We start from the raw sequence: 23,967 nt of genomic DNA, 5'->3' as shown, positions 1-23,967 counted from the left end.
TTGTATCGGTTTTCCCGATGCGGGTTCATGGGTGTGCGGCCTACACTGGGGTATGACCCGCGAACGCCCCTCCTCCACCGGCCTGCCGTCGCTGGCGCAGCTGCGCGCCCTGCTGGCGGTGACGGACGCCGGCGGCTTCAGTGAGGCGGCGGCGGAACTGGGCGTGTCGCAGTCCACGCTCAGCGAGGCGATCAGCAAACTGGAGGCCCTGGCGGGGCGGCCGCTGCTGCGGCGCAGTCGGGGGGGCACGCAGCCCACCCCGGCGGGCGAACGCATGCTCGTGCATGCGCGCGCGGCGGTGCAGGCGGCCGGGGACGCACTGCTGGCCGCGCAGGAGGACACGCAGCTGCGCGGCGTGCTGCGCGTGGCGTCGTTCCGCTCGACGGCCACGCACCTGCTCCCGCCGGCACTCGCGGCGTTCCGCGCGCGGCACCCTGGCGTCACGGTGCGCCTGCTGGACGGCGAGGTGGACGGCGGCGGTGAGGACCTCGTCCGGCGCGGTCAGGCAGACGCCGCGATTGTCATTGAGGACAACTGGACGGATCTGCGCCTGACCCCGCTGGTGCTGGACGAGTACCTGTTCGTGGCCCCTGCGAGGCGCGGCACGCACCCGGTCACGCTGGAGGATTTCAACGGTCCGCTGCTCATGGCGCCCGGTCCGAACTCCTGCAACCTGCGCGTGATGGGCTACCTGCGCCGCAGTGGGATGGAACCCAACCCGATCACAGAGATCACCGAGGACAGCGTGATCATGGGCATGGTGGCGCACGGGCTGGGCGTCAGCGTCATGCCCCGCCTGGCGCTGGCCCCACTGCCCGAGGGCCTCGTGGCGCTGCCCCTGCCGGAGCGGCTGATGCGGCCGCTGGCGCTGGCGACCCTCCCGCACCGCGCGAACCTGCCCGTGATCCGGGCCTTCACGGACGCCCTGCTGGACGCGCTGCGCCGCCCGGGCGTGCCTGCGCCGCAACCGGCGGCGGCCTTGCCCGGCGGGGCTTCTCTGCTACATTAGGCGCATGACGACCCTGTGTTGCACCCCGTAGCGGCCCACGCAGCTCAGCGTCCGTGACCGCGCCCCCTTACTGTGTGGCGCGGTTTTTTCTGTTCCCTCAGCTTCTCAGGAGACCCCATGACCCAGCGGCAACCCGATCCGAACATCGTTCTGCACGACACCCTGACCCGCCAGAAGGTGAAGTTCGTCCCCACCACGCCCGGCCGGGTGGGCATGTACTTGTGCGGCCCGACCGTGTACAGCGACGCGCACCTGGGCCACGCGAAGAAGGAAGTGGCGTTCGACGTGATCCGCCGCGCTTTCCAGCACTTCGGGTACCAGGTGCGCTACGTAGCGAACATCACCGACGTGGGCCACCTCCAGAACGACAGCGACAACGGCGAGGACAAGATGCTCGCCCGCGCGCGCCTGGAACAGCTGGAACCCATGGAAGTCGCGGACAAGTACATGTGGTCCTTCGTGCAGGACATGGAAGCCCTGAACGTCTTGAAGCCCAGCATCAACCCCCGCGCCACCGGTCACATCGTCGAGCAGATCCGCCTGATCGAGGAACTGATCGCCCGCGGGCACGCGTACGAATCGGCGGGCAGCGTGTACTTCGACGTGCGCAGCTGGCCCGAGTACGGCAAACTCTCTGGTCGCAGGCTGGACGATCAGGAGGAAGGGACGCGCGAGGCGGTGCGGGAGGAGAAACGCGACCCGCGAGATTTCGCGCTGTGGAAGAACGCCGAACCCAGCCACATCATGCGCTGGGAGTCCCCCTGGGGCGTGGGTTTCCCCGGGTGGCACATCGAGTGCTCCGCCATGAGCCTCAAGTACCTCGGTGAGGGCTTCGACATTCACGGCGGCGGCCTGGACCTGCAGTTCCCGCACCACGAGGCGGAGATCGCGCAGGCTGAGGCGGCCGGGCACGCCTTCGCGCGCTACTGGATGCACAACAACATGCTGACCATCGGCGGCGAGAAGATGAGCAAGAGCAAGGGCAACTTCCTGACCATTCAGGACGTCCTCGCGCAGCACGACCCGATGGTGGTGCGCTTCCTGCTGGTCGGCAGTCACTACCGGTCCATAACGGAATTCAGCGAGGCCGCCTTCGAATCCGCCCGCAGCGGCTACCGGCGCCTGACCGAGGCGCTGCACGAGATCGAGCGCCGCCTCCCAGCGGCCCCCGCCGGGCAGGACGCCGCACTGGACGCCAGAATCGCCGAGCACGTCCAGTCCTTCGAGAATGCCATGCGCGACGACTTCAACACACCCAAAGCGGTCGCTGCGCTGTTCGGCCTAACCACGGACATGAACGCCGCCCTGAACGCCGGGCCCGTCCCGCGGGGCAGCCTGGAACGCGCCCGGGCCGCCTACCGGGACCTGGGCGGAAACGTCCTGGGCCTGTTCGCCGAGACGGGCGCACCCGCGCGCGGGCAGGACGACACCCAGGTCGTCAGTGCCCTGATGGAACTCGTCCTGAAAGCCCGCCAGAACTACCGCATGAACAAGCAGTACGCCGAGTCCGACGAACTGCGCGACACCCTGGCGAAGGTGGGCGTGACCGTGGAGGACACCAAGGACGGCCCCCGCTGGAAGCGCTGAGCGCCCCCGGCACCCCGAGTGGGCCGCGGACGTGCTGAAGGTGAACCCGCGCCTGTACGCGCGCTCATCTGCCCGGAAACGCGCGCGGTACACTCCGGATCATGCTTCCACCCCTCGTCAAACAGGTGCTCGACAACTTCAACTTCGACGTTGACCCGAACCTGAGCCGCGAAGAGAACATCGAGGACGTCATCAAGAGTGCCGCGCTGCTGGCCGGTGCCATCAGCGTGGAACCCATCCCGTTCGCGGACATTCTCCTGATCACCCCCGTCCAGGCGAAGATGGTGCTGCACATCGGCAAGATCTACGGGCACGACGTCACGCCCGAACGCGCCGTCGAGATCGCGCGGGAACTGGGCGTCACCGTCGCGTATGGCCTCGCCGCCCGGCAGGTCATGCGCGGTCTCGCCAAACTGGCCCTGCCACTCATCGGAGGCCTGATCACCGCGCCCGCCGTGTACGGCTGGACCTTCGCGCTCGGCCGCCTCGCACAGAATTACTTCGAGCGACGTACCTACGGCCTGCCTGACAGTCGGCAGGCCCAGGTGCAGGTCGTTCAGGAAGCCAAACGGGACGCCAAGAAGGTATTGCCTACCGCGCAGGACTTCTCGGACCTCGCCAGTGAACTGCGCCGCCGCGCCGAACAGAAGAAATAGGGCAGTTCGTCCAGCGTCCAGTGGGCCGGCGGGCCTTGAGGTGGTTGTCTGTCCAGCCCGGAGGTCAGGTGTTCGCACCCGGGGCAACGGGCCTCTGCCGGGCAGGACCCGAAGTCATCCCAACCGTTGACGGCCCGCCCGTCAACTTCAAGCTGCATTAACACGGGAGGCGCGCCGCTGCACTCGGCGCGCCCCCCAGCATGCCCTTTATTGCAGGTCGAAATCGATGACGGGGGGTTTCGTATCGGCCGCGGGTTCCGGAGCGCGCTGCACGTTCGGTATGGCGACGGGAGCTGTGCGGTCCAGGGGCTGGTGGGGCTGTCCGGGCTTGACCCACTGGGTGGTGACGGCGGGCCCGCCGAGCCGCTGGGGGGGTTTGGGCGTGGCGGCGTGCCGCGCGGCGCGGAGGATGCCGTCCACTTCCTGGGAGCTGAGGAGGCCTTTGGTTTCGAGGAGGCTGAGGATGCCGAGGACGGTTTTGCGCAGGAATTCAGCTTCCACGGCCGGGTCGCGCGTGGAGTCCTGGGTGGTGGGGTCATTCTTGCTGGTCATGCGGCCCAGGGTAGCGCGCGGGTGCTCCCCACGCGGTGACATCGGCGCGTTCCGGGGGCCGGGCCGGGAGGGGGCGCGGCTTACCGCTCGGGTGGTATCCTGCCCAGTGTCTGAAAGCGTGGTGTGAATGGTCACCCACACGGCATAACGTTCGCCCTAGTGTGTTGGCGAGACGGGGCTGAGACGTCGAGGAGGATTGGATGTACCGAGGAAGAGAGGGGCAGTGGGCCTTCCTGCTTCACCGCCTGTCGGGGCTGGCGATTCTGTTTTACCTGATGCTGCACGTGTTCAGCATCGGGTCGTTCATATTCGGTGAGCGCTTCTACATGGCGATTCACGAGACGTACGATCTGTGGCCGTTCCGGGTGGGGCTGCTGTTCGTGACGGCGGGCGTCGTGTATCACGCGTTTAACGGTCTGCGCATCATCGTGATGGACTTCACGGGCTTCGGCGTGGCGTACCAGCGTCAGATGTGGTACGGGGTGCTGCTGATCAGCGTGCTGGCCTTTGTCGGGGCGGCGTGGACGCTGTACCCGCGTCTGGTGGGGGGGTACTGATGATCCGCGCGAGAACCCTGACGGACGCGCGGCAGCAGTCGCACAGCAACTCGGAGCTCAACTGGTGGATCTTCATGCGGATCAGCGGGCTGATCCTGGTGTTCCTGATTCTGGGGCACATCTACATGACGTTCATTCAGGTGAGCGAGTCGGACGCGACGTTCGACGCCGTGGTGAACAAGCTGGCGAATCCCGCGTGGAAGTTCTACGACTGGCTGATCCTGGCGCTGTCGCTGATGCACGGCGCGAACGGCGCGCGGTACTCCATTGAGGATTACGTGCGCAGCCGCCCGAACCGCGCGTGGGTGAAGGGCGTGTTCTTCACCGTGATCGCGCTGCTGCTGGTGTTCGGCACGGTGGGCCTGTTCTCCATCTGAGTTCTTGTTCTCCGCTGCCTGCGGGCGGCTGGTAAAGGAAGTTGACTATGCATCATCGTTATGACGTTCTGGTGGTGGGTGCGGGCGGCGCGGGCCTGATGGCGGCGCTGTACGCCGCGAAGGGCAACGTGAGCGTGGCCTGCATCAGCAAGCTGTACCCCACGCGGTCGCATACGGGCGCGGCGCAGGGCGGGATTGGCGCGGCGCTCGGGAACGTGCAGGAAGACCACTGGGAATGGCACATGTTCGACACCGTCAAGGGTGGCGACTACCTGACTGACCAGGACGCCGCCGAGGTGTTCGCCAAGGACATCATCGACGCCGTGTACGAGCTGGAGCACATGGGCCTGCCGTTCTCCCGTACGCCGGAAGGCAAGATCGCGCAGCGCAAATTCGGCGGGCACACCCGTGACTTCGGGAAGGCCGCCGTGGAGCGCAGCTGCTACGCGAAGGACCGCACGGGTCACATGATCCTTCAGACCCTGTACCAACAGAACGTGAAGGCGGGGACGACGTTCTTCAACGAGTTCCACGTCACGGATCTGCTGATCGAGGATGGCCGCTGCCAGGGCCTCGTGGCGTACGAACTGAGCACCGGTGAGCTGCACACCTTCCACGCGAAGGCCGTGATTCTCGCGGCGGGCGGCTACGGGCGCGTGTTCAAGATCACCTCGAACGCCCTGACCCTGACGGGCGACCTGATGAGCATCTACTACCGTAAGGGCCTGCCGCTGGAGGACATGGAGTTCTACCAGTTCCACCCGACTGGTCTGGCGAAGCTGGGCATCCTGGTCACGGAAGGCATCCGCGGCGAGGGTGGCATCCTGCGCAACGACAGCGGCGAGCGCTTCATGGAACGCTACGCGCCGACCATCAAGGACCTCGCGCCGCGTGACATCGTGTCGCGCAGCATCATCACCGAGATCCGCGAGGGCCGCGGCGTGGGCCGCGACAAGGACGCCGTCAACATCGACCTGACGCACCTGCCGCGTGAAGTGATCGAGGGCAAACTGGCCGAGATCACCGACCTGGCCCGCACGTACCTGGGCATGGACCCCGTCAAGGACCTCGTGCCAATCCAGCCAACCGCGCACTACGCGATGGGGGGGATTCCCACGAACCTCGACGGCCTGTGCCTGAGTGACGGGTCGGGCGGCACCGTGGAAGGGCTGTACGCGGCCGGTGAGCAGGCCTGCGTGTCCCTGCACGGCGCGAACCGCCTGGGCACGAACAGCCTGGGTGACCTCGTGGTGTTCGGCCGCCGCGCCGGGATTGCCGCCGCGAAGTACGCCCGTCAGGTCGAGTACCCCGACATGCCCGAAACCGGTGACGCCCAGCGCGAGAGCGTGGACCTGTTCGAGCGCCTGCGGAGCGGCAGCGGCAAGGAAAACGCCGCCGCGATCCGCAAGGAACTGCAGGAATCCATGATGAACAACGTGGGCATCTTCCGCAACGGGAAGGACATGGCCGCGCAGGTCGACATCATCAAGGAACTCAAGGCCCGCTACCAGGGCGTGACGGTCTCCGACCCGAGCCGCCGCTACAACAGCGAGCTGATCGAGGCGATGGAACTGGGCTTCATGCTCGACTGCGCCGAGGCCATGACCGCCAGCGCCCTGAACCGCACCGAGTCGCGCGGCGCGCACGACCGCGAGGACTTCACCGAGCGGAACGACACGGACTGGCTGAAGCACACCATGGCGTACAAGAACCTGAACAAGGCCGACGACGTCATCATCGGGTACAAGCCCGTGGCCCTGAAGGGCTTCACGCGCGCCTTTGAACCCAAACCCCGCGTGTACTGACGCGGCGGAAGGAATCTCCATGACCCAGACCCATGCACAAGCCAGCAGCGCGCCCGTCAGCGCGGGCGTGCCCATGCTGCAACTGAAAGTCAAGGTCCTGCGCTTCGACCCCGAAAAGGACAAGAAGGCGTACTGGACCACCTACGACGTGGAAGCCCAGCCGGGCGACCGCGTGCTGGACGTCATCAACCACATCAAGTGGTACCTGGAGCCCAGCCTGACGTTCCGCCGCTCCTGCATGCACGGCATCTGCGGCAGTGACGCCATGCTCATCAACGGCCGCAACCGCCTCGCCTGCAAGACCCTGGTGCGTGACGTCGCCAAGAGCGGCGGGACCATCACCGTGGAACCCATCCGCGGCCTGAAGGTCGAGAAGGACCTGCTGGTGGACATGGAGCCGTTCTTCGACTCCTACAAGGCGATCATGCCGTACTTCATCAACGAGTCCCCGGCCCCCGCCGCCGAGCGCATCCAGTCCGAGGAAGAAGCTGAGCGCATGGCGCACTCCTCGAACTGCATCCTGTGCGCGTGCTGCACGACCTCCTGCCCGATCTTCTGGGTGAACGGCTCGTACCTGGGCCCCGCCGCGATCGTGCAGGCGCACCGCTTCATCTTCGACAGCCGCGACGAGGCCACGCAGCAGCGTCTGGGCATCATGAACCAGAACACCGGCGTGTGGCGCTGCCGCACCGCGTACAACTGCACGGAAGCCTGCCCGCGCGACATTCCGATCACGCAGCTGATTGAGGAAGTCAAACGCGCCGTCATGTACGGTCAGGCCTGAGCCCGTCCGGATCACTCCAGCAGCCCCGCCCCGGTGTCCGGTGGCGGGGCTGTCCTCACGCCAGCCCGGCACGGTACCGTGAGGCATGACGGACGCCCTCCCCCACGCTGCCCCCACCCGCGTCATTCCCACCGTGCCGGGCCCGCCCGTGATCGGCAGCGTCACGCGGCTGCTGCCGCACCGACTGCGCGACTTCCTGACCGCCTCGTACCGCGCGCACGGCCCGGTCTTCAACGTGACGGGCCTGGGGCGCACCCTGACCGTACTGGCCGGGCCGGAAGCGAACGTGTGGGCCACCAAGGAAGGGCACCGGAACCTGCGGTCGCGGGAGGCATGGCGGTCCCTGGATCAGGCGTTCGGGGTGAACCGCTCCATGATCAGCCTGGACGGCGAGGAGCACCGCACCTTTCGCCGTACGGAATCCCGCACGTACGCGCGGTCATACCTGAGCGCGCACCTGAACCGGGCGCTGTCGGTCACGGCAGAGGACCTCGCGCCCCTGCGGGCCGGTGATGACCTGCGGGTCGCGGCGTTCTGCAAGGCGGTCATCACCGAGCAGCTGGCGCGGGTCGTGGTGAACGGCACGGCCCGGCCGCACCTGAACGAGCTGCTGACGTTCATACAGACCACCCTGATGGTGCGCGTGACCGGGCAGCGACCCCGCCTGACCGAATCGCTGCCCGGCTTCCGCCGCGCCCGCGCGCAGTCCCTGGCGATGGTGGAACACCTGATCGACGAGCACCGCCGCGTGCCCCCCGCCCCGGGTGGGCGCGACCCGGACCTCATTGACGACCTCCTGGCCGCGCAGGCGGCCGACCCGGCCTTCTGGTCTGACCTGGACCTGCGACTGGCCACCATGGGGGCGTTCATCGCCGGCATGGACACCGCGGCGAACACGCTGGCGTTCGCGCTGTACCGGGTGGGCCGGCACCCGGAACTCCTGCCCGCGCTGGTCGCGGAGGCCGACTTGGCCTTCAGGGACGGGCCGCCCACCCTAGAGGCCCTGGGGGCGCTGCCGCACCTGCACCGCTTCGTGCTGGAGTGCCTGCGGCTGCATCCGATCGCGCCGGCCATGACCCGCACGGCCACGCAGGACTTCACGTTCGCCGGGTACCGCATTCCGGCCGGGCGGCAGGTGATTGTCGGCACGACTGTCCCGCACGGCCTGAACGAGTGCTTCACGGACGCGGACACCTTCGACCCGAACCGGTTCGGGCCGGGCCGACTGGAACACCGCCGCCCCGGCGCGTTCGCGCCGTTCGGGCTGGGCACGCACATCTGCGCGGGCAGCGGCATGGCGGAGGGCCTGATCCTGCTGAACCTCGCGGCAATCCTGCGGACCCTGGACCTGCGGGGCGATCCGACCTACGTTCTGCGGGAGGTGGCCCGGCCAACCGCCACGCCCGACGACCGCCTGACCCTGCGCGTGGCGGCCGTGCGGCACGCGGCGGTCAGTCTGCTCGCGTGACCTCTGGCGTCAGCGGTTCAAGGCTGCCCACGGGCTCCCCGGCCTGACGGGCGTACGCGATCTCCCGGCGGCCAGCGTCTCCGACGTACCCGCCGGGGTTGATGACCAGCACCTCGTCCGCGAGGTCAATCTTGCGCAGGTGCAGCTCACCCAGGCGGCGCAGGGCTTCTTCCCGCTCGGGACGGGACAGGTGCACCAGGGCGTCGTCGTCCCGCTGGCGGTGACTGCCGACACTCAGGACGATGCGGCCCGCCAGCGTCTCCGCGAGGGACGCCGCGTCGAACTCCGCCAGGAAACGCACGCTGCCGCACAGACACACCACACGCGGCCTCTCCCCCACCGGCACGTTCACGCGGCGCCCGTCCGGGCCGACGACCCCCCGGCACCCCACCGGGTGATCGATTCCACCTCCAGATGCCGACTCGCTCCCGCTCGCCTCCGCTCGGTGTGACCGGTTCTGGCGAACCCTCCAGCCCGAGGCCCCCTCTTCAGAACTGGAGGGCGTAGCGGGTGCCCGACCCGTCGAAGCACTCGCCGACGCCGCGTTCCTGCGCGTCCACGGTCAGGGTGCAGGTCAGCAGGGCGGGCGGATCACCGTCCGCGCGGGCGATCAGGTTGCCGGTATAGGCGGGCACCGGGCGGCCACCCTCGACGCGGGTGCTGCCGCCCGTGGAGGTGCGTCCGTCACTGCCGCTGCTCGCGCCGAAGGCCACGCTGAAGCCCAGCCCGCCGGGCAGCGCGCCGCTCCCGATCAGGTACGTGCGGCCGTGATAGACGCGCCCGCCGATGCGGAGGGTGGCATTGTCCGGCGCGAACGGGTCCCCCAGCCGGGGCGTCAGGGTGCCGCGTGTGAACGTCACGGTGCCCTCCTCGCCCGTGCGGGCATTCACGATCCTCCCACTCTGCGGCGCGGTGACCGCAGGTGCACACGCGCCAAGAACGGAGGCCAGCAGCGCAGCGCCGAGCAGAGCATGGGCTGTTCTCATACGCCCAGTGTAGCCCCACCCGTGACGCCGGTTAGGCAATGACCTCGTGGATTTCCAGCACATTCGGGCTGCTGAACGCCTCCCGGGGCAGGGTGCCGCTGCGGGCGTGCCCCTGCCGGAAGGCGTCGCTGGAGGTCCAGGCCTCGAAGTCCTACCGGGAAGCCCAGAAGGTCAGCACCACGAACGGGTCGCCGTCCCGGGTGAGGCGCAGGACGTGGTTGGCGATGAAGCCCGGCATGCCGTCCACCAGTCCGGCCCGCTCGCGGAAGCGCTGCTCGAAGGCGCCGTGGTACTCGGGATTCACGTGGATGCGGTTGGCGACACTGATCATCGTTGAGCCTCCCGGGTGCGCCCTGAGGTCAGCGGGCGAAATCGTGAATGAACTGCTCCTGCTCCTGGGTCTCGATGGCGTGGGGACTGCGGGTGTCGCGCACGAGGCGGATGGCGTCCTCGGGGTTCAGGCCGCCCTGCACGAGCAGGCACGCCGCCGTCAGGCCCGCGCGGCCCAGCCCGCCCCGGCAGTGCACGACCACACTGCGGCCATCAAGCAGGTAGGTCATGAGTTCATCCACGTACGCAGCGAAGTCACGCGGGTCGTGCGGGGCGCGCTGGTCCGGGATGGGGTACGGAGCGACCTCGATCAGTTGCGTCGCCGCAGCGTCATGGTAGCCGTCCATGCCGAGCAGATCGAACTCGAAGTCCTCGATCAGGGGGGCGATGACGTTCGTGCCCGCCTGCGCCAGGGTCCGCATGTCCTGCGTGACGTCACGGTCATGGGTCACGCCGGGCTGGTACACGCTGCCGCCCTTCTTGCCCGGCGCGAACGTTAGGCCCAGCCGGCCGGGCCACAACCCCGTGGGAATCCAGTCCACGCGGATGGGATCGGTGGCGCTGGTCACCGGCTCTCCCTGGCGGGGGCGACCCCACGCCCGGCTTGTCGCGCGTTCACGGGCTGACCTGCTCCGCGAGCCAGCGGGCAGCGTCCAGCGCGTGGTAGGTGATGATCGCGTCCGCGCCGGCGCGGCGCATACCGGTCAGGGTTTCCAGGACCGTGCGGCGCTCGTCCATGAATCCGGCGGCGGCAGAGGCCTTGATCAGCGAGTACTCACCGCTCACGTTGTACGCCACGACGGGCAGGTCGAACTCGCGCTTGAGCAGGTTCAGCACGTCCAGATACGCCAGGGCGGGTTTCACCATCAGGGTGTCGGCGCCCTGTTCAGCGTCCAGGCGAGCCTCACGCAGGGCCTCACGGTAGCCGCCCGCCGGGTCCATCTGGTACGTGGCGCGGTTGCCGACGCTAGGGGTGCTGCCCGCCGCGTCACGGAAGGGACCGTAGTAGGCGCTGGCGTACTTCACGGCGTAACTCATGATGGGCACGTGCGTGAAGCCCGCGTCGTCCAGCGCGGCGCGAATCGCGGCCACCTGTCCGTCCATCATGGCGCTGGGGGCAATCACGTCCGCCCCCGCGCGCGCCTGTGACACCGCGGTCTGCGCGAGAAGGTCCAGGCTCGCGTCGTTGTCGACCGTCCAGGCGTCCGCACCGCTCAGGCCGGGCACCTCGCACAGCGGGCCGCAGTGGCCGTGGTCGGTGTACTCGCACAGGCAGGTGTCCGCGATGACGTTGATGCCGGGCACGCTGGCCTTGATGGCGCGCGTGGCCCGCTGGATGATGCCCTCGTCGGCGTACGCCTGGGTGCCCACGGCGTCCTTGTGGTCGGGGATGCCAAAGAGGATCACGCTGGGGACACCCAGGGCTAGGGCCTCGCGTGCCTGCTGGACGGCACTCTCGATGGAGTGGCGCTGCACGCCGGGCATAGTGGCGATGTCCGTCACGTCCTCGCGCTCATGCACGAAGATCGGGTGAATGAACTGGCTGGGGTGCAGGTGCACCTCGCGGGTCAGGGCGCGCAGGGCAGGCGTGCGGCGCAGGCGGCGGGGACGGTCCATGCCTGTACGCTACCGCGCGGGCGGCGGGACGAATGCAACGCCCCTCCGGACCCACATGGGAAAAGCTCCCCGGTGCGGGGAGCCCTCAGATGCGGCGGAGGTCACGCTCTTCAGTGGCAAGGGGGGCCAACACCACGCCCCTCAACGCCACATTCAACCGCGGTGCTCGTCGAGCACTCGCCTACCTTCAGGACACCCGAGAACACAGCTCGGCCTGCCCGGACGTCCGTCTCAGACGGTGCCGAGCAGGCGGCGCACGGCGAACCGCACGCGGCCCAGGCTGGCCACATCGTCGAACGCGGTGAGGAGCACCTGATTGCCGTGCGGGGTGAGCAACACCGGGCCGCCATCGACGTCCAGAAGAAGTTCCTGCCACTCGGCGGCGTTCAGGTTGCTCTGGAGGCTACCAATCACGGCGCGTCCGGCGGCCACGAGGGTCAGTTCGGTGGGCACGTCGGCTTCCTTCAGGCCGGCCTTCGCGACGACCTTGCCGTCCAGGCCGATCAGGGCAGTGTGCCGCACGCCGCGCACGTCGAGCAGACCGTCGATCATGCCTGCTCCCGGGGCAGGTTCAGGTCCAGGGCCAGGCGGGCAAGGGTCTGCTGGGCGGTGCGGGTGTCGCTGCCGCGCGTCATGGCCGCGCCGACGGTGTAGGGGCCAGTGGTGACGGCCACGACCTCGACGCGTTCGCTGGTGAAGGCCAGGCGGGTGACGTCACCGGTGCCGAGGCGGCGGCCGGTGCGGTCCATGCCCTGACGCAGGGAGACGAGTTCAGCGGCCAGGCCGTCGCCGCCGTCGCCGTGCGCTTCGATGGCCAGACCGTCGGGGCCGACGAGGGCGGCGGCGATGACGCCGGGCAGGGTGCGCAGGGGGTCGAGTTTCACAGCGTGGCCTCCAGTTTGCGGGCGGCGTCGCGGCCGTACAGGCGCGCCTGACCGAGGTTGCTGCGGCCGTCCACAGCGAGCAGCAGGAAGTACTCGGTCTTGATGGGGTGCAGGTACACGCTCAGGCGCTCGCCGCGCAGGTACAGTTCGCGGGGCGCGCCGCCCTGAAGGGTGTCGGTGTAGACGGTGTGCGCGGCGCGGTACAGCCCGGCGTGCTCGGCGACGAGCAGGCTCAGGTCGGCGTCGAGTGTGGCGTGGCCTTCGATCAGGAGGCCGTCGAGGCCCGCGATGGCGGCGGCCCAGGCCCCGTCGACGTCCCGTACCAGTTGCGTGAGTTGATCGAGCATCTGCCGTGCATGATATGCCGCGCGGACTGGTGGATGTGCGGACCTGTGCGGTGTGGCGGTGGGGGCGACCACCCCCCCGAGCAGCGCCGAATTTTTCACGTGCGGAGGCGCCGGGCGAGCACGTCGGACTCATGCCCGATCAGCCCGTGTGCTTTCAGGTAGGCACTCAGTCCGCCCCAGATATCGTCAAGGTGGTTCAGGATGTGTCGGATGTCGTCGGCCCGGGTCAGGACGAACGGGGCGAGTTGCGCCCACTGCTCGGGCGTGTGGCGGGCCTGCTGGTCCCGGTAGAAGTCGGTCAGGGCGGGGCCGCTGGCGGCATAATCGGCGGCCGTCTGGTCGCGGGTCTGCCCGGCGAGTTCACTGCACAGGGCGGCGATCAGGCCGGTGCGGTCCTTGCCCGCGTGGCAGTGAATGAGGACCGGGCCGGGTGGGGCGTCGAGGATCGCGCCCAGGACCGTCACGATCTGGTTGGGCGCGTGGTCGAGCATGGCAGTCATGTGGTCGGCGTTGGTGCGGGCGGCGGCGCTGGCTTCGTTGAAGGCGCGGTGGCGCGACGGGAGCAGGGGCAGGATCAGGTCGGCAGGGTGGCCCAGGAAGGGGGTGGATCGGCCGCGCGTTCGGTGCGGCTGCGCAGGTCGATGATGCGGCTGAAGTTCAGGGCATTCAGGTCGCGCCGACCGTCTGGCGTGAGTCGGCTGAGGTTGTCGCGGCAGGGCAGGTCGGGGAGGCTGCGGCGGAAATTCAGAGGTCCACCGGGAGGCTGTTCGGAGGGGTCATGGAGGGCGCAGTCTGACGTGGTGGCAACTGGGGGTGGGGTGGCTGGAGTGCCGGTGTGGTGCGGGATTTCTGGGGTACAATGGGGTCATTGAGGGAGTCGGTTCTATTACGCCAAGAGCATAATTTCGTGGTAGAATCAATCCATTCCCGGACTGGCCGGGCCTCGACATTCCAGGCTGACGCGGCGCCCCCTCTGGGCCGCAGCAGCCTCACGACTGGAGCCACATGACTGGAATTCACCCCGTTGACATCACCAGTGAAGTCAAGACCAACTTCATCAACTACGCCATGAACGTGATTGTGGACCGCGCGCTGCCCGACGTGCGCGACGGTCTCAAACCCGTGCAGCGCCGCATCATGTACGCGCTGATGCTCGAGGGCCTGTACTCGAACGTCAAGCACGCCAAGTCTGCCTCCGTGGTGGGCGAGGTCATGAAGAAGTACCACCCGCACGGCGACTCCTCCATCTACGACGCGATGGTGCGCCTGGGCCAGTGGTGGAACATGCGCTACCCCATGGTGCACCCCCAGGGCAACTTCGGCTCGATCGACGGCGACCCGCCCGCCGCGATGCGCTACACCGAAGCGCGCATGACCAAGGTCGCCGAGGAAGTCCTGGCCGACCTGGAAAAGAAGACGGTGGACCTCAAGCCCAACTACGACGAGACCACTGAGGAACCCACGGTGCTGCCCAGCGCCGTGCCGAACCTGCTGATCAACGGCGCGTCGGGGATTGCGGTGGGCATGGCGACGAACATCCCGCCGCACAACCTCACCGAGATCAGCAACGGCCTGCTGGCCCTGATCGAGAACCCGAACATCACGCTGGACGACATGATGACCCACGTGCAGGGCCCGGACTTCCCCACCGGCGGGCGCATCAGCCGCGCGGGCATCCGTGAGGCGTACGCGACCGGACACGGCGGCCTGAAGGTGCGCGGCAAGGCCCGCATCGACGAGAAGAACGGCCGCAACCAGATCATCATCAGCGAAATTCCGTATCAGGTGAACAAGACCAACCTGATCCAGACGATCAGCGCGATGTACAAGGCCGGGAAGATCCCGGACATTGCCGCCCTGCGCGACGAGTCCGACCGCAAGGACCCGGTGCGCATCGTGATCGACCTCAAGCGCGGCGCGATCCCCACGCTGGTGCTGAACCAGCTGTACAAGTACACGCAGCTCCAGAGCACCTTCACGATCATCAACCTGAGCATCGTGAACGGCGAGCCGCGCGTGCTGCCCTTGATCGACACCATGCGCTACTTCCTGGAGCACCGCCAGGACGTCGTGACCCGCCGCACGCAGTACGACCTGGACAAGGCGCAGGAACGCGCCCACATCCTCGAAGGTCTGCTGAAGGCACTCGATCACATTGACGAGGTCATCAGCCTGATCCGCGCCAGCAACACCGGCGCCGAGGCCCGCGACTCCCTGATGGCCCGCTTCGGCCTGACCGAGGTGCAGTCCCAGGCGATCCTGGACATGCGCCTGCAGCGTCTGGTGGGCTTGGAGCGCGAGAAACTGCAGGGTGAGTACGACGAGCTGCAGAAGACGATTGCCTTCCTGCAGTCCATCCTGGGCGACGAGAAGCTCCTGTGGCGCGAGATCAAGAAGGAGATCCGCGCGGTCCGTGACAACTACGGTGACGAACGCCGCAGCGCGATCACGCTGCTGGAAGAGGACATCACCAAGGAGGACCTGATCGCCGTGGAGGACATGGTCATCACCATGACCAAGGCCGGGTACCTCAAGCGCACGAAGCTGGACGCCTACCGCGCCCAGAGTCGCGGCGGGCGCGGCGCGAGCGGCGGCAAGCTGCGCGAGGAGGACGTGAACACCCGCGTGTTCGTCGGCTCCACGCACGACTACCTGCTGTTCTTCACCGATCAGGGCCGCGTGTTCCACGAGAAGATCTACGACCTGCCCGAAGCGGGCCGCGACGCCAAGGGCACGCACATCCGCAACCTGCTGCCCAGCCTGCGTGAGGAAGAGAACGTCGCGTCCGTGCTGAGCGTGAAGGGCTTCGAGGAGGCCGGGTGCTTCATCTTCGCCACGAAGAACGGCATCGTGAAGAAGACGCTGATCACCGAGTACGGCAACATCACGTCCGCCGGTCTGATCGCCATCAACCTGCAGCCCGGTGACGAGCTGATCGGGGTGGGCATTGTGCAGGACGGCGACCACGTGGTCCTGGCGACCCGCAACGGCAAGGCGATGCGCTTCGAGAGCGGCGAGGTGCGCGAGACGGGCCGCGCGACGCAGGGCGTGATCGGCATCCGCCTGCGTGACGGCGAGGACGACGCGGTGGTCAGCATGGCGCTGGTGCCCGGTAGTGACGTGGACAGCGAACTGCTCGCGGTCAGCGAGTGCGGCCTGGGCAAGCGCACGCCGGTGGGTGACTACCCGGCCAAGGGGCGCGGCGGCATGGGCGTGATCACGCTGGACGTGACCGACAAGACCGGCAAGCTCGTGACACTGGCGCGCGTGGGCGGCAACGAGGAACTGATGGTGCTGACCGAGAAGGGCACCGTGATCCGCACCCGCGTGGAGGAGGTCCGCGTGACGGGCCGCAACGCGCAGGGCGTGAAGGTGATTAACATTGCCGACAAGGACAGTGTGATCAGTGCCTTCCCGATCCGCCGCGAGGACGAACTCTAAGCGCCAGCGTCTTCTGGAGTCGGGGTGGGCGGTCGTGCGCACCCCGGCTTTTTTCGTCCCGCGGAGGTGAGGCTCCGGTGAGGCCCCGCCTCCTGACCCGGGGACGTCCGAGTCGTCCTGGCGCGGCCCGTCACACCTACAGTCCTGAACCCACTCTGTAACCTGAAGCCAGATTAAAGAAACAAAACTGTTTACAAAAAAGTGACTTTGGGTTACACTGTGACCATGTCGGGAATAGGGCCCCGCGCCCGAGCCCCCGGCCCACGATCCCTCATCCTCGACCGCCCAAGGAGGCGACCCAATGATCAGCAACACCCGCACCCCCAGCACCCGCACCTTCGTGGACACCGTCACCTACCGCCCCGGCGCCGTCATCCTCTACCCCGGCAAGAGCGACATGCTCTACCGCGTCTCCACCGGCCTCGTGCGCGTGCACACCATGGACGACGACGGTAACGGCCTGACCCTGCGCTACGTCAAACCCGGCGAGTACTTCGGCGAGGAAGCCCTGGCCGGCGTGAACCGCGCCTACTTCGCCGAGGCCGTCACGGACTCCAGCATCGACGTCATCAACCCCGCCCTGATGAGCGCCGAGGACAACCTGCACGTCACCACGCACCTCGTGCGGACCCTGGAACGCGCCTACGAGAGCATCTACCGCCTGGTCGGCAAGCGCCTGCGCGCCCGCATCGCCGGTGAGCTGCTGGAACTCAAGGACACCGCGCTGGCCACCCAGCTCGACAGCGGCGAGACCATGATCTACGCCACGCACGACGAACTGGCCGCCGCCGTCGGCAGCGTGCGCGAGACCGTTACCAAGGTCGTCGGGGAACTGTCCCGTGAAGGCGTGATCAGCGCCGGCTACGGCAAGATCACCCTGAAGAACGAGAAGGCCCTGTCCGACATCGCCGCTGCGTAAAACAAGCTGAGCTGGACCGCCGCCTCCCAACCCCGGGGGCGGCGGTTTTTCGTCTGCCCAGTGCCCTGTCCAGCCCTGTTTCTGTACATGTGACACGAATCCTGGACGGTTGGCATTCCCAGCGTGCCCCGCGTGTGCATAGACTCGGGCGATGACCCAGACCTACACCCCCGAACGCCCCCTGCGGGTCGCCGTGATCGGCAGCGGCCCCAGCGGCATCTTCGCCACCGAAGCCCTCCTGAAGCAGACCGACGTGCCCGCGCAGGTGGACGTCTTTGACCGCCTGCCCACGCCGTACGGGCTGGTGCGCTACGGCGTCGCGCCGGACCACCTGACGATCAAGAGCGTCACGCGCGGCTTCGAGAAGACCCTGGCGGATGAACGCGTGCGCTTCCTGGGCAACGTGGAATTCGGCACGGACCTGACCCACGAGGACGCGCTGGCCCACTATGACGCGGTGCTGTACACCGTGGGCGCCAGCAGCGACCGCCGCCTGGGCATCCCCGGTGAAGACCTAACGGGCAGCATGAGCGCCACCGAATTCGTCGCGTGGTACAACGGCCACCCGGACGCCGCCGCGCGCGAGATGGTCCTGAGCGCCAGCGGCGTCGCCGTGGTCGGCGTGGGGAACGTGGCGCTGGACGTGAGCCGCATCCTCGTGAAGACCGCGCAGGAGCTGCACGAGAGTGACATTGCCGCGCACGCCCTGACCGCGCTGGACGCCAGTCACGTGCAGGACGTGTGGGTGCTGGGCCGCCGCGGGCCCGCGCAGGCCGCCTTCACCACCAAGGAGCTGCGCGAGTTCGGGGAGCTGCACGCCGCCGAGCCTGTTGTGAAGCCCACTGAGATCGCGCTGACCGAGACCGAGGAGGCCGCGATCACCGACAACACCAAGAAGAAGAACGTGGAAGTCCTGCGCGACTTCGCGGCCCGCACGCCCGAAGGCAAGGCCCGGCGCGTTCACCTGCGCTTCCTGACCTCCCCCGTCGAGATTCTCGACGACGGCCAGGGCCGCGTGGGGGGCCTGAAAGTCGAGCGCAACCGCCTGGACGAGAACGGCAACGCGGTCGGCACCGGCGAGTTTGAGGTGCTGCCCGTGCAGATGGTGCTGCGCTCGGTCGGGTACCGCGGTGTGCCGCTGCCCGGCGTGCCCTTCGACGAGAAACGCGGCGTGATCGCCAACGACGAGGGCCGCGTGGTGGGCCGCGTGGGCGAGTACACCGCCGGGTGGATCAAACGCGGCCCCAGCGGCGTGGTCGGCACAAACCGCAAGGACGCCACCGACACCGTCGCGCACCTGCTGGCCGACGCGAAGGAAGGCAAGCTGCCCGGCGCCGCCCACCCCACCCGCGAGGCCTTGGACGCCCTGCTGGTCGGCAAGGGCGTGCAGGTGTATACCTTCCACGACTGGCAGGTCCTCGATGCGCACGAACTCGCGGAGGGCAAGGCGCAGGGCCGCCCCCGCGCCAAGGTCGTCCACCGCGAACTGATGCTCGGTCACCGCAAGAGCTGACCCCACCAGCGCAACAGGGCGGCCCCTGAGTGTTCAGGGGCCGCCGTCCAGTCCTCGTGCTGTGCTTAGCTGATCAGGCCTGTGTGGGCGCGCGGCTTCAGGCCCTGCTGACGCACCAGCGTCCGCACTTCCTGGCAGCGGCAGCCTCGGTAGGTGCACAGGAGCCCTTCAGGGTCGCGGTTCAGGAGGCGAACGGTGCTGTCCACAAGGTCGCGCACACGGTACAGGCGCAGGGTGCTCTGCCCGACCTGCACGCTGCGGGCGCGGGCGTGCACCTCAGGCGCGAGGTTGTCAAAATCCGCCGAGCAGTTCGGGAACGCGGTGGGCACCACCTGGCCGTCCAGCGGGACGTACCGCGTCAGGAGCGGCACGCCGGCCAGATGCTCGCCGTAGTGGACGCTGGTGTTGCTGCCGAAATCCACGCCCATCAGCAGGGCGTACCCGTCGAGGTCGTACAGCGCGCCAATCGGCTGATACGGGCTGCTCAGGGACTGCGCCTCGGTGATGCGGCGCGCCTCCTGGCCCAGCGCGATGAAACTCAGGGTGGGATGGAAGGACCGCAGGGCGTCCGCGCGGTCCACGAGTTCCTGCGGCACCCGCCCGATGTCGCGGCTGACCCGCGAATCGCGGTGGAAGCGCGCGTGGGCCGTCGCCGTGGGCCGCGTGAGCAGCGTGGAGTACGTGAACGCCGGGGCGACCACCGTAGCCGCCGCGCGGTCCAGGGCGTCCACGACCGTTCGCGCCCCGCCCTCCAGCTGACCGAAGGATTTCAGGCTGGCGTGCACGATCACGTGACCCGTGCCGTCCAGTCCCAGTGCCCGCAGCCCCTCGTCCAGTTCGGCGGGGGTCACAGCGGAGCGGCGAAGCAGGTTCAGCACGCGTCCAGTCTACTCCGCACAGCCCACGTCAGACACGGGGACCTCCGACCGTCCGGGCAGGCGAAACGGCGCGCAGGTCACCCCGCGCGCCGCTCCAAAACCGGCGTCTCTTACTTCACGAACAGCATCTGGCGGTAGGTCGGCAGCGGCCAGTGCTGCTCGGCAACGACCTTCTCCAGCTTGTCGGCGGCCTTGCGCACGGCGCTCATGGCAGGCAGCACCTGATCGCGCATGTGGTGCGCCTTCTCGTGCACCTCGTCCCCGCCGGTGGCGGTGTTCTGGGCGCTGAGGGTCTGCACGGCGTCGAACAGCTCATCCGCGGCGGCCTCGACCTCGGCGGCCACGCCCCTAACGGCCTTGCTGCCCCCGGCGGCGTGCAGTTCGGACAGGTACTTCACGGCGGCGGGGAGGATCATGGTGCGGGCCATGTACTCGGTGGTCTCGCCCTCGATGTTCACCGTCTTGAAGTAGATGTCGTACATGATTTCCTGGCGGGCGGCCAGTTCACGGTCAGACAGGACCTTGAACTTCTCGAACAGCGCGCCGTTCTTCGCGTCGGTCAGGTGGTGCACGGCGTCCAGGGTGGTGCGCAGGTTCAGGAGCTTCCGGCCGTGCTCGGCTTCCTGGTGCCACTCGTCGCTGTAGCCGTCGCCGTTGAAGACGATGCGCTTGTGGGCGCTGTAGGTGGCCTTCACGATGTCCGCCACGGCGCTGTTCAGGTCCGCGCCGCCGTCCAGCTTGGCCTTCAGCTCGGCCGCCAGGGCGCTCACGGCGTCGGCGACGATGGTGTTCAGGACCGTGATCGGGAAGGAGATGCTCTGGCTGCTGCCCGCCGCGCGGAACTCGAACTTGTTCCCGGTGAACGCAAACGGGCTGGTGCGGTTGCGGTCCCCGGCGTGACGGGGCAGGGGGGGCAGAACGCTGGTGCCCAAGCCCAGCAGGCCGGCCTCGGCGCCGCGTCCACCCTGGCCGCTTTCCAGGCGGTCGAAGATGTCGCTCAGTTCGCTGCCCAGGAAGATGCTGATGATCGCGGGCGGCGCCTCGTTGGCGCCCAGGCGGTGGTCGTTGCTGGCGCTGGCGACGCTGATGCGCAGCAGGTCCTGGTGCTCGTCCACGGCCTTAATGACGGCGGAGGTGAAGAACAGGAACTGCAGGTTCTCGTGCGGGGTGTCGCCGGGCTCGAGGAGGTTCTCACCGGCGTTGGTGCTCATGCTCCAGTTGCAGTGCTTGCCCGACCCGTTCACGCCCGCGAAGGGCTTCTCGTGCAGCAGGGCGACGAGGCCGTACTTGCGGGCGGTGTTGCGCAGAACCTGCATGGTGAGCTGCTGGTGGTCGGCGGCGATGTTGCTGTCCTCGAAAATCGGGGCGATCTCGAACTGGCCGGGCGCGACCTCGTTGTGACGGGTCTTAACCGGAATGCCCAGCGCGTACAGCTGCTGCTCGGCGTCGGTCATGTAGCTCAGGACGCGGTCGGGAATCGCACCGAAGTAATGGTCCTCGAGTTCCTGGCCGCGCGGGGGCTGCGCGCCGAACAGGGTGCGGCCGGTCATGACGAGGTCGGGGCGGCGGTAGTAGTACTCCTCGGCGATCAGGAAGTACTCCTGCTCGGCGCCCAGGGTGCTGCTCACGCGGGTGCCTTCGCTGGCTCCGAAGAGTTTCAGGGCGGGCGTGACGGCCTTGTTCAGCGCCTCGACGGAGCGCAGCAGGGGCGTCTTGGTGTCGAGCGCCTCACCGGTCCAGCTGGCGAACGCGGTGGGGATGCACAGGGTCGCGCCGTTGGCGTGGCGCATGATGAACGCGGGTGATGAAGCGTCCCAGGCGGTGTAGCCGCGCGCCTCGAAGGTCGCGCGCAGGCCGCCCGACGGGAAGGAGCTGGCGTCCGGCTCGGCCTGGATGAGTTCCTTGCCGCTGAAGGTCGCGATGGCGCTGCCGTCGCCGTTGGGGGACACGAACGAGTCGTGCTTCTCGGCGGTCGCGCCGGTCAGGGGGTGGAACCAGTGGGTGTAGTGCGTGGCGCCCTTCTCCATGGCCCAGGTCTTCATGGCGAGCGCGACGGTGTCGGCGATGCTGGGGTCGAGGGTCGCGCCGCGTTCCAGGGTCGCCTGGAGGCTCTTGAAGGTGGGTTTGCTCAGGCGGGCCTTGAGCTGTTCCAGGGTCAGGACGTCGCTGGAGTACACACTGCTGATGATCTGGTCGGGCGTGGCGGTGTCCACGGCGTCCGTGCGCCAGTTCCGGGCGGCGGAGATCACGTCGAAGTCATGGTTCATGTCGCTCCCTGTGCGCGGTGGCTGGGGGGTGCGCGGCGCGCTTGGCATCCCTGATTTCACGCCGCTCCCGTGGTTCCACCGGGCATCACTACGCCCGGAGTATATGAGCCCAGCCTGAAGGCGGTCAACGAATACTTCTGCACAACATGCCGGAATACCGGGACGGTCCGGGGCTTGACAAGCGAGGACGTGCAGTTTGTACACCCCGGATCTGCCACACTGGAATCCGACGCGCAACACTCTGCAGCGCCACCCCAGCACGGGCCGGAGGTCGTAGCATTTCTGGACGCGCCGCCCAGCGCCACCGGAGGTTTCCCAGTCATGACGCCCCAGTCCACCACGCCCCCCACCCGCGACCAGATCCTGCAGCAGCTGCAGGAAGCGGAAGTCAAGTTCCTGCGCCTCCAGTTCACCGATATCCTCGGCACCACCAAGAACGTCGAGGTGCCCAAAAGCCAGTTCGCCAAGGCCCTGAACGGCGACGTGACCTTCGACGGCAGCGCCGTGGAGGGCTTCACCCGCGTCGAGGAAAGCGACATGCTCCTGCGCCCGGACCTGGGCACCTTCCTGATCTACCCTCAGTTCTCCCGCGAGGAAGGCGAACGCGGTAAGGTCGCCCGCCTGATCTGCGACGTGGCCCTGCCCGACGGCACGCCCTTCGACGGCGACCCCCGGCAGGTCCTCAAACGGCAGATCGCGCGCGCGCAGGCCATGGGCTTCGAGATGTTCGTCGGCACCGAACCCGAATTCTTCCTGTTTGAACGCTCCCCCAGCGGCGTCGGCACTACGATCACGCACGACAAGGCCGGGTACTTCGACCTCGCCCCGATCGACAAGGGCGAACGCATCCGCCGCGAGATCACGAACAAACTCGTCGAGATGGGCTTCGAGATCGAAGCCGCCCACCACGAGGTCTCCCCCGGCCAGCACGAGATCGACTTCCGCTACGCGCCCGCGCTGGAAACCGCCGACCGCATCGCCACCTTCAAGTTCGTCGTCAAGCGCGTCGCGCTGGAGTACGGCCTGCTCGCCAGCTTCCTGCCCAAACCGCTCCCAGGCGTGAACGGCAGCGGCATGCACTGCCACCTCAGCCTGTTTAAGGGCGGCACGAACGCCTTCGCGGACCCCGGCGGCGAGCACGGCCTGTCCCGCACCGCGCAGCAGTTCATCGCGGGCCTGCTTGACCACGCGGGCGCAATGGTCGCCATCACGAACCCCCTCGTGAACAGCTACAAGCGCCTCGTACCGGGCTTCGAGGCCCCCGTGAACGTCGCCTGGAGCACCAGCAACCGCTCCGCGCTGATCCGCATTCCCGCCAAGCGCGGCAACTCCACCCGCGCCGAAGTCCGCATGCCCGACCCGAGCTGCAACCCGTACCTCGCGCTGGCCGTCATGCTGGCCGCCGGACTGGACGGCATCGAGCAGGACATGGAACCCGCCCCCGCCATCCAGCGCAACATCTTCAAGATGACCGTGCGCGAGAAACGCCACCACCGTGTCAAGGAGCTGCCCAGCGACCTGCGCGAGGCCGTGGACGAACTGGAAAAAGACGACGTGCTGCGCCGCGCGCTGGGCGAACACGTCCTCGATCACTTCGTGGAAGCCAAGCGAGCCGAATGGCGCGAGTACAACGCCACCGTCCACGCCTGGGAACTCGAACGGTACCTCGACCTGATCTGAGGTGCGACAAGACGAGCGGCAGAGGGGGCTTTCTACTCCCTCTGCCGTTTCTGCATTTCTTACTGGCGGGTGTCGTCGTTGCCGGTCGTGCCGAAGGTCGTGCCGGTGGCGGGCGTCTGGGTGTCGGCCTGATCCTGCCCATCCGTGACGTGCGCAGTGACGGTGTCTGTCTCGGACATGCCGCTGTCGGACACGTCGGTCTGGGCGCTGCGGTCGCTCATGCCGTTCCCGGCGTCGGCGGGCAGGCCGCTCTGCCCCGCACTGTTGTGCCTGTTGTCGTCGCTCATGCCCCACTCTCCCCCACCGGCGA

At 68.0% G+C, this 23,967-nt stretch carries 25 protein-coding genes and 1 pseudogene; 12 read left to right on the top strand and 14 right to left on the bottom strand.

The window, feature by feature from the left end; genetic code table 11:
- Nucleotides 1–52: 52 nt before the first annotated feature.
- The 3 genes from IEY63_RS13075 to IEY63_RS13065 all read left to right on the top strand — a co-directional run bounded on the left by IEY63_RS13075 (nucleotide 53) and on the right by IEY63_RS13065 (nucleotide 3,252).
- A complete protein-coding gene (locus tag IEY63_RS13075; RefSeq protein WP_189069450.1) occupies nucleotides 53–1,009 on the top strand; it encodes a LysR family transcriptional regulator in 957 nt (318 codons plus the stop codon).
- 117 nt (nucleotides 1,010–1,126) lie between these two features.
- Nucleotides 1,127–2,596 (top strand): cysteine--tRNA ligase, encoded by a 1,470-nt coding sequence (cysS, locus tag IEY63_RS13070; protein WP_189069449.1) that lies wholly within the window; start codon nucleotides 1,127–1,129, stop codon nucleotides 2,594–2,596.
- 101 nt (nucleotides 2,597–2,697) lie between these two features.
- Nucleotides 2,698–3,252 (top strand): YcjF family protein, encoded by a 555-nt coding sequence (locus IEY63_RS13065; RefSeq protein ID WP_189069448.1) that lies wholly within the window; start codon nucleotides 2,698–2,700, stop codon nucleotides 3,250–3,252.
- Between the two features lie 207 nt (nucleotides 3,253–3,459).
- Here the strand turns inward: IEY63_RS13065 and IEY63_RS13060 are convergent, their stop codons facing one another.
- Nucleotides 3,460–3,804, bottom strand: coding sequence for a hypothetical protein (locus IEY63_RS13060; RefSeq protein WP_189069447.1), 345 nt, complete (start codon nucleotides 3,802–3,804; stop codon nucleotides 3,460–3,462).
- 200 nt (nucleotides 3,805–4,004) lie between these two features.
- On the opposite strand from IEY63_RS13060, the gene sdhC reads away from it, so the two are divergent.
- The 5 genes from sdhC to IEY63_RS13035 all read left to right on the top strand — a co-directional run bounded on the left by sdhC (nucleotide 4,005) and on the right by IEY63_RS13035 (nucleotide 8,795).
- Nucleotides 4,005–4,361, top strand: coding sequence for a succinate dehydrogenase, cytochrome b556 subunit (sdhC, locus tag IEY63_RS13055; RefSeq protein ID WP_189069446.1), 357 nt, complete (start codon nucleotides 4,005–4,007; stop codon nucleotides 4,359–4,361).
- On the top strand, nucleotides 4,361–4,738 hold the full coding sequence (locus tag IEY63_RS13050) for a succinate dehydrogenase hydrophobic membrane anchor subunit (protein ID WP_189069445.1): 378 nt from the start codon (nucleotides 4,361–4,363) through the stop codon (nucleotides 4,736–4,738). The genes sdhC and IEY63_RS13050 overlap by 1 nt, the downstream gene beginning before the upstream one ends.
- 47 nt (nucleotides 4,739–4,785) lie before the next feature.
- Nucleotides 4,786–6,543 (top strand): succinate dehydrogenase flavoprotein subunit, encoded by a 1,758-nt coding sequence (gene sdhA / locus IEY63_RS13045; protein WP_189069444.1) that lies wholly within the window; start codon nucleotides 4,786–4,788, stop codon nucleotides 6,541–6,543.
- Nucleotides 6,544–6,562: 19 nt separating this feature from the next.
- Entirely contained in the window at nucleotides 6,563–7,327 is a 765-nt protein-coding gene (locus IEY63_RS13040; RefSeq protein WP_189069443.1) for a succinate dehydrogenase iron-sulfur subunit, read from the top strand.
- Between the two features lie 85 nt (nucleotides 7,328–7,412).
- Complete coding sequence (locus IEY63_RS13035) at nucleotides 7,413–8,795, top strand: cytochrome P450 (RefSeq protein WP_189069442.1); 1,383 nt, start codon at nucleotides 7,413–7,415, stop codon at nucleotides 8,793–8,795.
- Here the strand turns inward: IEY63_RS13035 and IEY63_RS13030 are convergent.
- The 10 genes and pseudogenes from IEY63_RS13030 to IEY63_RS22620 all read right to left on the bottom strand — a co-directional run bounded on the left by IEY63_RS13030 (nucleotide 8,779) and on the right by IEY63_RS22620 (nucleotide 13,620).
- Nucleotides 8,779–9,096: a hypothetical protein gene (locus IEY63_RS13030; RefSeq protein ID WP_229784697.1), complete on the bottom strand. Its 318-nt coding sequence runs from the start codon at nucleotides 9,094–9,096 to the stop codon at nucleotides 8,779–8,781. The genes IEY63_RS13035 and IEY63_RS13030 overlap by 17 nt on opposite strands.
- Before the next feature lie 187 nt (nucleotides 9,097–9,283).
- Nucleotides 9,284–9,781, bottom strand: coding sequence for a hypothetical protein (locus tag IEY63_RS13025; RefSeq protein WP_189069441.1), 498 nt, complete (start codon nucleotides 9,779–9,781; stop codon nucleotides 9,284–9,286).
- Nucleotides 9,782–9,812: 31 nt separating this feature from the next.
- Nucleotides 9,813–10,112: pseudogene (locus IEY63_RS13020) on the bottom strand (antibiotic biosynthesis monooxygenase family protein).
- 28 nt (nucleotides 10,113–10,140) lie between these two features.
- Nucleotides 10,141–10,680 (bottom strand): cyclin-dependent kinase inhibitor 3 family protein, encoded by a 540-nt coding sequence (locus tag IEY63_RS13015; RefSeq protein ID WP_189069440.1) that lies wholly within the window; start codon nucleotides 10,678–10,680, stop codon nucleotides 10,141–10,143.
- Between the two features lie 46 nt (nucleotides 10,681–10,726).
- Entirely contained in the window at nucleotides 10,727–11,728 is a 1,002-nt protein-coding gene (hemB, locus tag IEY63_RS13010) for a porphobilinogen synthase (protein WP_189069439.1), read from the bottom strand.
- A gap of 231 nt (nucleotides 11,729–11,959) precedes the next feature.
- Nucleotides 11,960–12,280, bottom strand: a complete 321-nt coding sequence (locus tag IEY63_RS13005) for a roadblock/LC7 domain-containing protein (RefSeq protein WP_189069438.1) — start codon at nucleotides 12,278–12,280, stop codon at nucleotides 11,960–11,962.
- Entirely contained in the window at nucleotides 12,277–12,612 is a 336-nt protein-coding gene (locus tag IEY63_RS13000) for a roadblock/LC7 domain-containing protein (RefSeq protein WP_189069437.1), read from the bottom strand. The genes IEY63_RS13005 and IEY63_RS13000 overlap by 4 nt, the downstream gene beginning before the upstream one ends.
- Nucleotides 12,609–12,959 (bottom strand): roadblock/LC7 domain-containing protein, encoded by a 351-nt coding sequence (locus tag IEY63_RS12995; protein WP_046844572.1) that lies wholly within the window; start codon nucleotides 12,957–12,959, stop codon nucleotides 12,609–12,611. The genes IEY63_RS13000 and IEY63_RS12995 overlap by 4 nt, the downstream gene beginning before the upstream one ends.
- 95 nt (nucleotides 12,960–13,054) lie before the next feature.
- Nucleotides 13,055–13,459 (bottom strand): tyrosine-protein phosphatase, encoded by a 405-nt coding sequence (locus IEY63_RS12990; protein ID WP_373290916.1) that lies wholly within the window; start codon nucleotides 13,457–13,459, stop codon nucleotides 13,055–13,057.
- Between the two features lie 74 nt (nucleotides 13,460–13,533).
- The gene (locus IEY63_RS22620; protein ID WP_373290919.1) at nucleotides 13,534–13,620 is read right to left on the bottom strand and encodes a hypothetical protein; all 87 of its coding nucleotides are present in this window, start codon (nucleotides 13,618–13,620) and stop codon (nucleotides 13,534–13,536) included.
- 344 nt (nucleotides 13,621–13,964) lie between these two features.
- Between IEY63_RS22620 and gyrA the strand changes: the two genes are divergently transcribed.
- The 3 genes from gyrA (at nucleotide 13,965) to IEY63_RS12975 (ending at nucleotide 18,832) form a co-directional block, all read left to right on the top strand.
- Nucleotides 13,965–16,400, top strand: a complete 2,436-nt coding sequence (gene gyrA / locus IEY63_RS12985; RefSeq protein ID WP_189069436.1) for a DNA gyrase subunit A — start codon at nucleotides 13,965–13,967, stop codon at nucleotides 16,398–16,400.
- 301 nt (nucleotides 16,401–16,701) lie between these two features.
- Nucleotides 16,702–17,319: a helix-turn-helix domain-containing protein gene (locus IEY63_RS12980; RefSeq protein WP_189069435.1), complete on the top strand. Its 618-nt coding sequence runs from the start codon at nucleotides 16,702–16,704 to the stop codon at nucleotides 17,317–17,319.
- A 151-nt stretch (nucleotides 17,320–17,470) separates the two neighbouring features.
- Nucleotides 17,471–18,832, top strand: a complete 1,362-nt coding sequence (locus tag IEY63_RS12975) for a ferredoxin--NADP reductase domain-containing protein (RefSeq protein ID WP_189069434.1) — start codon at nucleotides 17,471–17,473, stop codon at nucleotides 18,830–18,832.
- Between the two features lie 65 nt (nucleotides 18,833–18,897).
- Here IEY63_RS12975 and IEY63_RS12970 read toward each other — a convergent pair whose 3' ends face one another.
- Together IEY63_RS12970 and IEY63_RS12965 are read right to left on the bottom strand one after the other, a co-directional pair.
- Nucleotides 18,898–19,710 carry an AAC(3) family N-acetyltransferase gene (locus tag IEY63_RS12970; RefSeq protein WP_189069433.1) on the bottom strand — a complete coding sequence of 271 codons (813 nt, stop codon included), beginning with the start codon at nucleotides 19,708–19,710 and terminating at the stop codon, nucleotides 18,898–18,900.
- A 110-nt stretch (nucleotides 19,711–19,820) separates the two neighbouring features.
- Complete coding sequence (locus IEY63_RS12965) at nucleotides 19,821–21,977, bottom strand: glutamine synthetase III family protein (protein ID WP_189069432.1); 2,157 nt, start codon at nucleotides 21,975–21,977, stop codon at nucleotides 19,821–19,823.
- Between the two features lie 321 nt (nucleotides 21,978–22,298).
- Between IEY63_RS12965 and glnA the strand changes: the two genes are divergently transcribed.
- Nucleotides 22,299–23,657, top strand: coding sequence for a type I glutamate--ammonia ligase (glnA, locus tag IEY63_RS12960; protein ID WP_188844636.1), 1,359 nt, complete (start codon nucleotides 22,299–22,301; stop codon nucleotides 23,655–23,657).
- A 59-nt stretch (nucleotides 23,658–23,716) separates the two neighbouring features.
- Here glnA and IEY63_RS12955 read toward each other — a convergent pair whose 3' ends face one another.
- Nucleotides 23,717–23,944 carry a hypothetical protein gene (locus tag IEY63_RS12955; protein WP_189069431.1) on the bottom strand — a complete coding sequence of 76 codons (228 nt, stop codon included), beginning with the start codon at nucleotides 23,942–23,944 and terminating at the stop codon, nucleotides 23,717–23,719.
- Between the last annotated feature and the right edge of the window lie 23 nt (nucleotides 23,945–23,967).

Source organism: Deinococcus radiotolerans, assembly GCF_014647435.1.
Classification (GTDB): Bacteria; Deinococcota; Deinococci; order Deinococcales; family Deinococcaceae; genus Deinococcus; species Deinococcus radiotolerans.
Note: the sequence above shows the minus strand (reverse complement) of the source record. Positions and strands in the feature narration are given on the sequence as shown.